The organism is Micromonospora sp. NPDC005367, assembly GCF_040606825.1.
In the GTDB taxonomy this organism is placed as follows: Bacteria; Actinomycetota; Actinomycetes; order Mycobacteriales; family Micromonosporaceae; genus Micromonospora.
Map to the genome: position 1 here is coordinate 1 of NZ_JBEXFP010000085.1, position 11,517 is coordinate 11,517.

Below are 11,517 nucleotides of genomic sequence, written 5' to 3' on the forward strand. Positions count from 1 at the left end.
TGGGCGGCCTTACAAAAAAACTAGGACCCGCCCGCGGGCGGGCCCGCCCGCGGCCAACCCCCCCCCTACCACAACCTCTTTTCCACCAAGCTGCGCCGATCCACCGGCGGCGCGCCAGGGACGCGCCGGCGCGCCAGGCACGCGTGCGGGTCCGTCGGCTGGCGACGCGCGCCGATCGTTGCCGTACGCCCGGTCAGGCGACCGTTTCGGCCGCTCCAGGGCTGGCGGCGGCCGGTCGGGCCTCGATGACGATGGGTTTGGCGCCCAGGCACTCCGGGGCGAAGTGCGCCACCACGTAGTCCCAGGTGGCCTTCGCCTCGCCGTACGTGAACGTCGGCTCGCCCTGGAGGTAGACGTTCAGCAGCGTGCGCGGGATAGCCCAGCCCCGCCACCAGCTGTTGGTCTTCGGCGAGTACATGATCCGGTCCACCCCGTCGGTGTGGCACAACCCGAAGTAGTGGCCCAGTTCGTGGATCGGCACGTACTTCCAGACCTGGTCGGGCAGGTTGTCGACGAACGTGGCGCCGGAGGCGTTGTGGGCGTCCAGGCCGCACCGGGTCTCGTGCAGGTTGCTCGCCAGCCCGCGCAACGTGTTCGTGTAGCGGAACACGCCGACGACGACCGGGTGGCAGAGGTCGGCCGTGGCTCCCGCCGAGTCGGTCGTGGCGTCCCGTCGACCGAACACGTCGATCAGGAACCGGGGCTGGGCGAGACCGGTGTGGACGATGTGCCCCGGCTCGGTGACCTCACAGGTCTCCTTGTCGAAGTCCAGCATGAGCGCCAGCTCGCGCCCCTTCTCGCTGGCCGTCGAGACCTTCGTGTCCAGCGCGCCGTCACGCATCGACAGCACGATGAACGGTGGGCCCTCGGCGCCCCGTGACGTCAGGTACGTGTCGAGGTCGTCGGCGGAGATCGGGTTGTCGAACTCGCCGCCGCCCCCGCCGCCCAGCACCGTCTCCTTCTTGAGGGTCTTGTAGCGCTTGCGGTTCCAGAAGCCCTCGTCGAACTCGAAGCCGCAGAGCGCCCGGAGGTTGATCGCGCCCTGTTCGTGCAGCACGACCAGGTTCGGCACTGCCGGCTCGCGTGGCGAGGGCGTCTCCGAGTCGAGCATCGTCCGGTACGCGGTGCCGTGCAGGCGCAGCCCGAACGCGCCGTGGTCGAGGCGGATGGCCTCCTTGATCTGGCTCAGCCTGTTGCCGGCGTACTTCGCCTCCAGCAGACCGCGCACGTACCGGCGCAGCCGCTCCTTGTTGATCTCCTCGATGATGTAGTCGATCGTGTCGCCGAGCAGCACGATGCGGCCGAGCCGGATGATCCCCAGTACCGCACCGATGACGATGCGCAGCAACCCGTCGAGGATGCGGCGCCAGTCGAGCGTCACGATGCCGACGATCACGTCCCAGAGGCCGCCGACGATCTGGACGACTGCCTCGACGAGCACTCCGACGAGCTTGCAGACCGTACGGGTCACCCACTTGCCGACGATGACCACGACCCACCGGATCACCTTCACGAAGACCGTGACGAACCAGCAGAACCAGCCCCGCGGGTCGTACCAGGGATAGTCCTTGCAGCGCTTCTCCTGCCGCTCCTCCCATTCCTCGACCGGCTTGGAGACCTCCTCCTCGATCCATTCGGTGATTTCGGTGCAGACCAGTGCCATGAGAGGTCCCCCCTTTCAGTCAGGAGGCGGATCGCAGGGCGCGCAGCCGGGCGAGCAGGCGCTGGCGGCTCCACGCCAGGCCGAGAAGCTTGCCGGCGACGGCCGCCGCGACACAGGTGAGGACGGCCATGGCGTACGCCGGGCCGCCGCTCGGTCGGGCCAGGACGGCCGCCGCCACCGCGGCGACGAACGCCAGCGCCCCCCAGGCGCAGCCGCAGTCGTTGAACAGGTGCCGGATGGTCCTGGCGGCTCGCTCACGCTCAGTGGTGTCGAGCCCGGGCATGGTGACGGTGACCCGGTCGAGATGGGGGCGCTTCAGCCACGAGACCAGCGTCTCCACCCGATCGAGATCAGCCGCACGAGCGATCTCGATTTTCACGGTGTGTCACCTCTCCACAACATCTCCAATGTGGGCGTGGTGGATGGCGGCGTCAATGGACCGTTCGGCTACCCGACTCTCGCGGACCTGCCCCGTCCCTCCACCGGGCGTACCTCGTGATCAAGAGGTTCGCGTCACCGGCGGGCGGCTTTCTGACGCGAACCTCTTGATCACCGCGGCCGTCGGGGGTGGGGTTAGGGGTGGGGGGTGGGGTTAGGGGGTTGGGCGGGGGAGTATGGGGGTGAGCGGGTCTAGGGCGTCGGCGCGGACGACGTAGCGGGTGACGCCCCAGCGGCGGCGGTGTGCGGCGATCGCCGCGACGATCTCGTCCTCGGTGCCGATCAGCACGAACGGGGTGGCGAGCAGTTCATCGACGCTCAACCCGGTCTCCCGGGCCGTCTGTGCGGCGGCGGCCTCCGCGTCGTCGGTCACCACCACCCGCTGCACCAGCGCCTCCAGCTCCGGCGGCTCGGCCCGGCCCACCGCCCCCGTCGCGACCTCGGCGAGCTGTGCCTCGATCTCGGCCGCCCGCCAGCGCACCTCGTGGCTGTGGCCGTCCGGCAACGTACGCCCGAACCCGGTGAGCCCCACGACGTCGGCGTGCGCGCCGGCCCAGCGCAGCAGCGACGAGTTCGCGGTGCCGACGGTGAGCGGGATCCGCCGCTGCACCCGGCTGGGCTTCTCCAGCCGGGCGCCGTGGACGGACAGGTCGGCGCTCTCCACGGTGACCTCGTCGCCGTCGAGCAGCGAGCGGGTCGCCTCGATGACGGCGACCGCGCGGCGGACACGGCCCGCCACGTCCGGGCGTTCCCGCCCGATCGCCCGCCACTCGGCAAGGGTGTGCCCGGTGCCGATGCCGAGCCGCGCCCGCCCGCCGGAGACCAGGTCGAGGGTGGCCACGTCGGCGGCGAGCAGCATCGGCTCGCGGACCCCGGCGTTCGAGACGTACGAGCCGAGGCCGATCGTGCTGGTCGCCGTCGCGGCGGCGGCCAACGCGACGAACGGCGACGACACCACCCCCGGATGGTCCCCGATGAGTAGGGCGTCGTAACCGGCGGCCTCGGCGCGCCGGGCCAGGTGGACCCAGCCGGCGGCGTCGGACGGGCTGGCCTGGAGGGAGAAGGTGACCATGTGGTTCAGCCTGTCGGGTCGCGCCCCCGCGCAGCCAGCCGAAACCGTCGATTCTGCTACCGGCAGAGCGGCCACACCGTCCGGTCCGCCCGGCTGCCCCGGATCTGGGGCACCTCGACAGGCTGCGCGGCGCATCACCTGTGCCTGGTGGGACCGTTCTCCCCGGGTTCGTGCCAGGCGGCGCGGAAGGCGGCCTCGTGCTCCTCGTGGCTCTTCCTCTCGTGGAAGACGTACTCGCGCAGGGCCTTCCGCGAGTCGGCCATGACCACGATCTCGACCGCCACCAGCCCGACGCAGATCAGGGTCAGCAGGGCGAGCGTGGCGAGCCCCGGCAGGTGCGCGCCGATGGGGATGCCGGCGCCGAGCGCGGCCACCACGCCCACCCGGGTCCAGGAGAGCGTGTGCAGGGTGCGGGCCTGGAACAGCATGTCGCCGCAGAAGTAGCAGATGACTCCGGCGAAGAGCAGCGGCACGCCCGGCCCGTGGGACGGTTCGGTCGGCCCGATGTGCGGATCGCTGATCTGTTGTACGACCTCTTCGGCGCCGAGCGCGAAGATGATGATGCCGGCGATCATCACGAGGTAGAGGTAGGCGTACGCGTCGCGGGCCATGGCCACCCGGCGTCGGCCCAACGCCTCGTGCTGGGCGATCCGTGCCGCCGGGCCGATCACGTCGTAGTGCGCCCACCAGAGCGCCGCGGTGAAGACGACGCCGCACGAGGCGGCGGCGACCGCCGCCCAGGTGACCCGCTGGCCGAGCAGGTTGCCGCCGACGCCGACGGAGATGATCGACTCGCCGAGCGCGATGATGAGGATCAGGTCGTACCGCTCGGTCCAGTGCTCCGCCGAGGTCACCGTCCAGCCCCAGGCGCCGGCGACCAGGCCGCTGCCGTACTGCATCAGCACCGTGGCGACCCAGAGCGCATCGCGCCACATCATCGCCGAGCCCAGCTCGTCGATGTACGGCGGGACCAGGGCGGCGGCGAGCAGCAGCAGGGTGCTGACGGCCACCTCGGGGGAGTACTTGAGCAGCAGGCGACGTTCGCCCGGCTTCTCCTTCGCGATGTGCCAGTACAGCAGCAGGTGCACGGCGCGGATCACGAGATAGCTGACCGCCACCACCATGGGCCCGGTGGTGGTCTGCCGAGGGTCGCCGAACGCCTGCGGCAGGGAGAGCGCGAAGCAGAACAGGGCGGCCATCGCGATCACCATGAGGACCGGGACGAAGCCCTCGCCGAGCCGTACCCGGGTGGCGACCACGCTGTGGATCACCCAGCACCACCAGAGCACGGCGAGCACGAGCAGGCCGTGCAGCAGGCTGCGGCCGGTGATGTCCATCGCGGTGGTCCGGACGATGATGAAGAACGAGAAGACGAAGACCAGGTCGAAGAAAATCTCGAACTTGTCGACCCGGGCGCCCGGTGCGATCGCGACGGCGGGCCCGAGCCGTCCACGCCACCAGTGACCACCCACCGGACGAGTCTGTCAGTGTCCCAGGCGACTCAGGACCGGAATCGGATCAACCGCCGGGGCGGTGGCGCAGGCCGTCCATCAGCAGGTCGAGCAGGCGGCCGGCCTGTTCGCGCCGCGCCGGCTCGCCGGCGGCGAGGGAGACACCGCTCAGGCTGGCCAGCACGTCGGCCGAGGGCACGTCGTCCCGTACGGTCCCGGCCGCGACGCCGGCCGCCAGCAGCAGGTCGAGCGCCGCGTACAGCCGGTCCCGGCTCTCCGAGTACGGATTGGCGCCCGACTCGATGACGAGGCGCAACGCGTCGGCCATCCCCCGCTTGGCCGCGAGGTAGTCGATGAACCGGTCCATCCAGGCGCGCAGCGCCGCCTCTGCCGGCAACTGCTCCAGCAGCTCCGGCACGGCGTCGCAGAGTCTCCCCAGCTCGCTGCGGTAGGCCGCCTCGACCAGTGCCTCCCGGGTGGGGAAGTGGCGATAGAGGGTGCCGATGCCGACGCCCGCGTCTCGGGCGACCGATTCCAGCGTTACCTCCGGCTCGCCCTGGGAAAAGGCCCGTACGGCGGCGTCGAGCAGGCGCTGCCGGTTGCGCTGGGCGTCCGCTCGGAGCGGTCGTGGGGCGATCTCGCCCACGTCGCCTCCCTCGGTTGGTGGCGCGACGGGGTCGCAGCCAAGGTCGACTAGCAAGCGGAGGCGGCTCCGGTTACGCTCGATCGTAGCGGAGGGTCCTCCACTTCCAATCGTAACGGCCGGCCCGCACGGCCCGCCGCCACCGACAAGGACGGATCATGACCAACACACGCGTGACCACACCCTTCAACCGCGAGAGCACCGCGCTCGAGGTGGTGCACGGCATCGGTCTCGGTGGCCGTCGCGCCGTCGTCACCGGTGGCGCCTCCGGAATCGGCGTCGAGACCGCACGGGCACTCGCCCAGGTCGGTGCCGAGGTCACCCTCGCCGTACGCAACCCGCAGGCAGGGCACGAGGCCGCCGCCGACATCACCGCGACCACGGGTAACGACCGCGTCCTGGTCGCCCCGCTGGACCTCGCCGACCTCGACTCGGTGGCTGCGTTCGTGGCCAACTGGGACGGCCCGCTGCACGCCCTCGTCAACAACGCCGGGATCATGGCATCGCCGGAGATGCGGACCGCGCAGGGCTGGGAGATGCAGTTCGCCACCAATCACCTGGGCCACTTCGCGCTGACCGTCGGGCTGCGCCCGGCGCTGGTCGCCGCCGAGGGTGCCCGGGTCGTCGCGGTCAGCTCGTCGGCACACCTGCGTTCGCCGGTCGTCTTCGACGACATCCACTTCCAGCGGCGGCCGTACGACCCGTGGCTGGCGTACGGGCAGTCCAAGACGGCCGACGTGCTCTTCGCCGTGGAAGCGACCCGGCGCTGGGCCGACGACGGGATCCTCGCCAACTCGTTGATGCCCGGCGCGATCCGCACCAACCTTCAGCGCTTCATCGACGAGGAGGAACTCGCGCGGCTGCGCAAGCAGACCGCCGGCGGCGACGAGGCCGCGTACTGGAAGACCGCCGAGCAGGGCGCGGCGACCTCGGTGCTGCTCGCCACCTCGCCGCTGCTCGACGGGGTCGGCGGACGCTACTTCGAGGACTGTCAGGAGGCTGGGCCGAACCAGCCGCCGGCGCGCACCGGGTACGCCCCGTACGCGATGGACCCGGCGGCCGCCGAGCGGCTCTGGGCCGTCTCCGAGGAGATGCTGCGTGCCTGAAGCGTGAACGGCGAAGGGCGCCCCAGGTGATCGGGGCGCCCTTCGCCGTCGCTGTGTCAGCGGCTCAGAGGCCCAGTTCCGCCTCGAAGTTGCCGCCCTCCAGCCGCTGCTTGACCGCGACCAGGAAACGGGCCGCGTCGGCGCCGTCGATCAGCCGGTGGTCGTACGACAGGGCCAGGTAGACCATCGACCGGACGGCGACGACCTCGCCCAGCTCCGGGTCGTTGACCACGACCGGCCGCTTCACCACGGCACCCGTGCCGAGCATCGCCGACTGCGGCGACGGCACGATCGGGGTGTCGAAGAGCGCGCCCCGGCTGCCGGTGTTGGTCAGCGTGAAGGTCGCGCCGGCGATCTCGTCCGGGCTGATCTTGTTGGTCCGGGTCCGCTCGGCCAGGTCGGCGACCCGCTTGGCGATGCCGCCCAGGTTCAGGTCACCGGCGTTGTGGATGACCGGCACGAGCAGGCCGCGCTCGGTGTCCACGGCGATGCCGAGGTGCTCGGCGTCCGGGTAGGTGATCGTCCCGCCCGCCAGGTCCAGTTGGGCGTTGAGGATCGGGTACGTCTGCAGCGCCTCGATGGCGGCCAGGGCGAAGAACGGCAGGAAGGACAGCTTCACGCCGTGCCGCTGCTGGAAGGAATCCTTGGCCTGGGCCCGCAGCTTGGCAATCCGGGTGACGTCCACCTCGATCACCGTGGTCAGCTGCGCCATCTCGTGCAGCGACTCGTGCATCCGGGTGGCGATGGCCTTGCGGATCCGGGGCAGCTTCTCCGTGGTGCCCCGCTTCGCGCTCGGCTGCGGCTTCGCGGCCGGCTTGGCGGGAGCGGCGGCGGCGGCCGGCTGAGGTGCGGCCGGGGCCGGCGCGGCCTTGGCGGCCTTGGCCCGCTCCGCCGCCTCCAGTACGTCCTGCTTGCGGACGCGGCCACCGACGCCGGTGCCGTTGACCGAGGCCAGTTCGACGCCGTGCTCGGCGGCCAGCTTGCGAACCAGCGGGGTCACGTATCCGGCCTCCGCGCCCGCACCCAGGGTGGGCGCCGCCGGAGCCTGCGCGGCCGGGGCCGGGGGTACCGCCCGCTGCTCGGTCTGGGCCGGCTGCTTGGCGATCTCCGCCTCCGCCGACGGCTCGTTGTACGACACGCCCGGGGTCGCGGCGGCCGCCGGGGCCGGCTTCGCCTCGGGCTGCGGGGCGGGCTTGGCCTCGGGCTCCGGCGCGGGCTTGGCCTCCGGCTGCGGGGCCGGTGCGGGCTTCGCCTCGGCCGGGGCGGCGCCGGAGACACCGATCACGGCCAGTTCGGCGCCGACCGCGGCGGTCTCGTCCTCGGCGACCTTGATCTCGAGGACGGTGCCGGCGACCGGCGACGGGATCTCGGTGTCCACCTTGTCGGTGGAGACCTCCAGCAGCGGCTCGTCGACCTCGACGGTCTCGCCGACCTGCTTGAGCCAGCGGGTGACGGTGCCCTCGGTGACGCTCTCGCCGAGCGCCGGCATGGTGACCGGGGTGCCTTGACCCGACGGCGCGGGCGCGGCGGCCGGGGCCGGCGCGGCCTGCGGGGCCGGCTCCGGCGCGGTGCCCTCGGCGGCGGCGGTCGGCTGCGGGGCCGGGGCGGCCTGCTCGGCCGGGGCCTGCTGCTGCGGCGCGGCGCCGCCGGCCTGCTCACCCTCACCGGCGATGACGGCCAGCTCGCTGCCGACCTCGGCGGTCTCGTCCTCTCCGACCACGATCCGGGTCAGCACGCCCGCCGCCGGCGACGGGATCTCGGTGTCCACCTTGTCGGTGGAGACCTCGAGCAGGGGCTCGTCGACCTCGACGGTTTCACCCTCCTGCTTGAGCCAGCGGGTGACGGTGCCCTCGGTGACGCTCTCGCCGAGCCGAGGCATGGTGACCGATACCGGCATGTTCTCCAGACTCCTTCATTCCCCTGGTGGGATCATCGCCCGTCGCCGGACGCCGCGGTTGTCGTGGTCAGTTGTGCGAGTGCAGCGGCTTGCCGGCCAGGGCCAGGTGCGCCTCGCCCAGGGCCTCGGTCTGCGAAGGGTGGGCGTGCACGAGCTGCGCCACCTCGGCCGGGTACGCCTCCCAGTTGTAGATGAGCTGCGCCTCGCCGATCAGCTCGCCGACCCGCGCGCCGATCATGTGCACGCCGACGACCGGGCCGTCCTCGACGCGGACCAGCTTCACGTGGCCGGACGTCTTGAGGATCTGGCTCCTGCCGTTGCCGGCAAGGTTGTAGTTGAAGATCTTGACCTTGTCGGTGCCGTACTGCTCCTTGGCCTTCGCCTCGGTGAGGCCGACGGAGGCCACCTCCGGGTCGCAGTACGTGATCCGCGGGATGCCCGCCTCGTCGATGACGGCCGGGTTCTGGCCGGCGATCTCCTCGGCGACGAAGATGCCCTGCTGGAAGCCGCGGTGCGCGAGCTGGAGGCCCGGCACGATGTCACCGACCGCGTAGACGTTCGGCACGCTGGTGCGCAGCCGCTCGTCGGTCAGCACGTAGCCGCGGTCCATCTTGATGCCCTGCTCCTCGTAGCCGAGGTCGGCGGTGTTCGGGCCGCGGCCGACGGCGACCAGCAGCAGCTCGGCCTCGATGACCTCGCCGCCGGCGATGGTCACCTTGACGCCGTCGGCGGTCTTCTCGACCTTCTCGAACGGCTTGCCGACCTTGAAGTTGATCTTCCGCTTGCGGAAGGCCCGCTCCAGCGCCTTCGACGAGTCCACGTCCTCGGCGGCGACCAGGCGGGGCAGCGCCTCGATGATGGTCACGTCCACACCGAACGACTTCCAGACGCTGGCAAACTCGACGCCGATCACGCCACCGCCCAGCACGATCACCGAGGACGGGACCCGGTCCAGGGCCAGCGCGTGGTCGCTCGTGATGACCCGCTCACCGTCGATCTCCAGGCCGGGCAGGCTCTTGGCGTACGAGCCGGAGGCCAGCACGATGTTGCGGCCGGTGTAGCGCTTGCCGTCGACCTCGACGGCGTTCGGGGCGACGAGGCGACCGGCCCCGGCCACCACGGTGATGTTCTTGGAGCTGCCCAGCAGGCCCTGCAGACCCTTGTAGAGCCGGCCGATCACGCCGTCCTTGTACGAGTGCACCGCGGCAATGTCGATGCCGACCAGGTCGGCCTTCACGCCGAACTGCTCCGACTCGCGGGTCTGGTCGGCGACCTCCGCCGCGTGCAGCAGGGCCTTCGTCGGGATGCAGCCGTTGTGCAGGCAGGTGCCGCCGAGCTTGCCCTTCTCGATCAGCGCGACGGTGAGGTTCAGCTGGGCGGCACGCAGCGCGGTCGCGTAGCCGCCGCTGCCACCTCCGAGGATGACGATGTCGAAGGTTGCGTCGTTCGGCTCGCTCACGTCCAACTCCCAGGTCGCGACAGTGCATCGGGGGTCACGGCGGGACGCCTCTTGGGCAGACCCCACCTCGGTCATCTTGTCACCACCCGACACAGGGTGCGTAGTGAGGTGCCCAACGACACGTCCCCGACACGTACGCTTGGCACCGTCGTCGATGACGGATTGTGGGGGAGAGGTCCGTGGGATTGTTCCGGCGCCGCAAGCCGACGCGCGCGGTGAGCCAGGATCGGGTGGCTGACCGTGCCGATCTGGAGCATCTTGAAAGCTTCGTCCGCACCCGGCGCGGCGTCGAGGCGTACATCGAGCCTCGGACGACAGTCACCGGGACCACGGTGATCCTCATCGCCGACGACGGGGAGTGGACCCGCCGGCGGATCGACAGTCCGGACGGGGCGCGGCGTTTCGCGCACCGGCTGGGCATCCCGATCTACGACGTGCGCCTGATGGGCTACCCGCAGCGCATGCGCGACTTCAACGAACGCCGCAAGCGCCGCCCCGAGCTCTACTGAGCCGCCCTAGTACACGGAAAGAGTGGCTGTTCCGCGCGGAACAGCCACTCTTTCCATGAATCTGCGCACCGCCGGTGGCGGGCGGATGGGGGTCAGCCGTTGGCGGCGACGTCCTCCACCAGGTGCAGCAGCGTACGGACCGGCACGCCGGTGCCGCCCTTGGCCCAGTAGCCGGTCGGCTCACCCGAGTGGTAGCCCGGGCCGGCGATGTCGATGTGCGCCCACGCCACGTCCTCGGTGACGAACTCGCGCAGGAACACGCCGCCCTGGAGCATGTGCCCGGCCCGGTCCATCCCCGCGTTCACCTGGGAGATGTCGGCCACATCGGAGTCCATGCCCTTGCGCACGTCGTCCGGCAGCGGCATCGGCCAGGCCGGCTCACCCGTCGCCTCGCCGGCGGTCTTCACGCGCTCGCAGAGTTCCGGCGTACCCATCACACCGGCGATCTTCTTGCCCAGCGAGATCACCTGGCCGCCCGTCAGCGTGGAGGTCTCGAAGAGGTAGTCGGTGCCGTCCTCGCAGGCGCGGGCAATCGCGTCGGCGAGGATCATCCGGCCCTCGGCGTCGGTGTTCAACACCTCGACCTTCTTGCCGCTGTACATCTTGATCACGTCGCCGGGCCGGTACGACGTCCCCGATGGCATGTTCTCGGCCATCGGCAGGTAGCCGGTCACCGCGACCGACGGCTTGAGCGCCGCCACCGCCAGCATGGCCGCACCGACCGCCGCCGCGCCCGCCATGTCGGACTTCATCTCCCACATGCCCTGAGCCGGCTTGATCGAGATGCCGCCGGTGTCGAAGGTGATGCCCTTGCCCACCAGCGCCACCCGCTTGCCGTTGCCGCCGCCCTGCGGGGTGTAGGTGAGCTTGACCAGCCGCGGCGGGGCCTCCGAGCCCTGCCCGACGGCGATGATGCCGCCGTAGCCGCCCTCCCGCAGCGCCGCCTCGTCGAGCACCTCGACGCCGAGCCCGGCCTCGCGGGCGGCGTCGGCGACCGCATCGGCGAAGGTCGGCGGGCGCAGCTCGTTCGGCGCGGTGTTGACCCAGTCACGACTGGTCAGGACCGCCCCGACCACCGCCGTGGCGCGGGTCACCTCGGCCTGCGCGGTGCTGTCCGCGGCGTCCGGTACGGCCACCAGCACCTCGGCGACCGGCTCGCGCCGGGCCGGCTGCGGCCGGGTCTTGTAGCCGGCGAAGCGGTACGTGCCGAGCAGCGCGCCCTCGGCGACCGCGCGCAGCGCGGCCGGGGCGTCGGCGTCGTCCGGCAGCGGCAGCGCCA

10 protein-coding genes are annotated in these 11,517 nt (G+C 71.3%); 2 read left to right on the plus strand and 8 right to left on the minus strand.

What is annotated here, in order from left to right:
• Positions 1-193 precede the first annotated feature (193 nt).
• The 5 genes from ABZS42_RS31350 to ABZS42_RS31370 all read right to left on the minus strand — a co-directional run bounded on the left by ABZS42_RS31350 (position 194) and on the right by ABZS42_RS31370 (position 5,270).
• Positions 194-1,663 carry a hypothetical protein gene (locus tag ABZS42_RS31350; protein WP_355151499.1) on the minus strand — a complete coding sequence of 490 codons (1,470 nt, stop codon included), beginning with the start codon at positions 1,661-1,663 and terminating at the stop codon, positions 194-196.
• A gap of 19 nt (positions 1,664-1,682) precedes the next feature.
• Positions 1,683-2,042, minus strand: a complete 360-nt coding sequence (locus ABZS42_RS31355; RefSeq protein WP_355151501.1) for a hypothetical protein — start codon at positions 2,040-2,042, stop codon at positions 1,683-1,685.
• A 213-nt stretch (positions 2,043-2,255) separates the two neighbouring features.
• A complete protein-coding gene (locus ABZS42_RS31360; protein WP_355151503.1) occupies positions 2,256-3,173 on the minus strand; it encodes an LLM class flavin-dependent oxidoreductase in 918 nt (305 codons plus the stop codon).
• Between the two features lie 134 nt (positions 3,174-3,307).
• Positions 3,308-4,645, minus strand: coding sequence for a low temperature requirement protein A (locus ABZS42_RS31365; protein WP_355151505.1), 1,338 nt, complete (start codon positions 4,643-4,645; stop codon positions 3,308-3,310).
• A gap of 46 nt (positions 4,646-4,691) precedes the next feature.
• Positions 4,692-5,270, minus strand: a complete 579-nt coding sequence (locus ABZS42_RS31370; protein WP_355151507.1) for a TetR family transcriptional regulator — start codon at positions 5,268-5,270, stop codon at positions 4,692-4,694.
• Between the two features lie 152 nt (positions 5,271-5,422).
• Between ABZS42_RS31370 and ABZS42_RS31375 the strand changes: the two genes are divergently transcribed.
• The gene (locus ABZS42_RS31375) at positions 5,423-6,373 is read left to right on the plus strand and encodes an SDR family NAD(P)-dependent oxidoreductase (protein ID WP_355151517.1); all 951 of its coding nucleotides are present in this window, start codon (positions 5,423-5,425) and stop codon (positions 6,371-6,373) included.
• Between the two features lie 64 nt (positions 6,374-6,437).
• Here ABZS42_RS31375 and sucB read toward each other — a convergent pair whose 3' ends face one another.
• Together sucB and lpdA are read right to left on the minus strand one after the other, a co-directional pair.
• Positions 6,438-8,270: a 2-oxoglutarate dehydrogenase, E2 component, dihydrolipoamide succinyltransferase gene (gene sucB / locus ABZS42_RS31380; RefSeq protein ID WP_355151509.1), complete on the minus strand. Its 1,833-nt coding sequence runs from the start codon at positions 8,268-8,270 to the stop codon at positions 6,438-6,440.
• 67 nt (positions 8,271-8,337) lie between these two features.
• Complete coding sequence (gene lpdA / locus ABZS42_RS31385; protein WP_355151511.1) at positions 8,338-9,729, minus strand: dihydrolipoyl dehydrogenase; 1,392 nt, start codon at positions 9,727-9,729, stop codon at positions 8,338-8,340.
• 179 nt (positions 9,730-9,908) lie between these two features.
• Here lpdA and ABZS42_RS31390 point away from each other — a divergent pair, with 179 nt between their 5' ends.
• Positions 9,909-10,238: a hypothetical protein gene (locus tag ABZS42_RS31390; RefSeq protein ID WP_355151513.1), complete on the plus strand. Its 330-nt coding sequence runs from the start codon at positions 9,909-9,911 to the stop codon at positions 10,236-10,238.
• A 92-nt stretch (positions 10,239-10,330) separates the two neighbouring features.
• On the opposite strand, the gene ABZS42_RS31395 is transcribed toward ABZS42_RS31390, so the two are convergent.
• Positions 10,331-11,517, minus strand: a 1,187-nt coding sequence (locus tag ABZS42_RS31395) for a leucyl aminopeptidase (RefSeq protein ID WP_355151515.1), incomplete at its 5' end; no start/stop codon positions are given.

Coding starts and splice junctions, on each gene's coding strand:
- ABZS42_RS31350 (WP_355151499.1), bottom strand. CDS start 1,663: ATGGCACTGGTCTGCACCGAAATCACCGAATGGATCGAGGAGGAGGTC.
- ABZS42_RS31360 (WP_355151503.1), bottom strand. CDS start 3,173: ATGGTCACCTTCTCCCTCCAGGCCAGCCCGTCCGACGCCGCCGGCTGG.
- sucB (WP_355151509.1), bottom strand. CDS start 8,270: ATGCCGGTATCGGTCACCATGCCTCGGCTCGGCGAGAGCGTCACCGAG.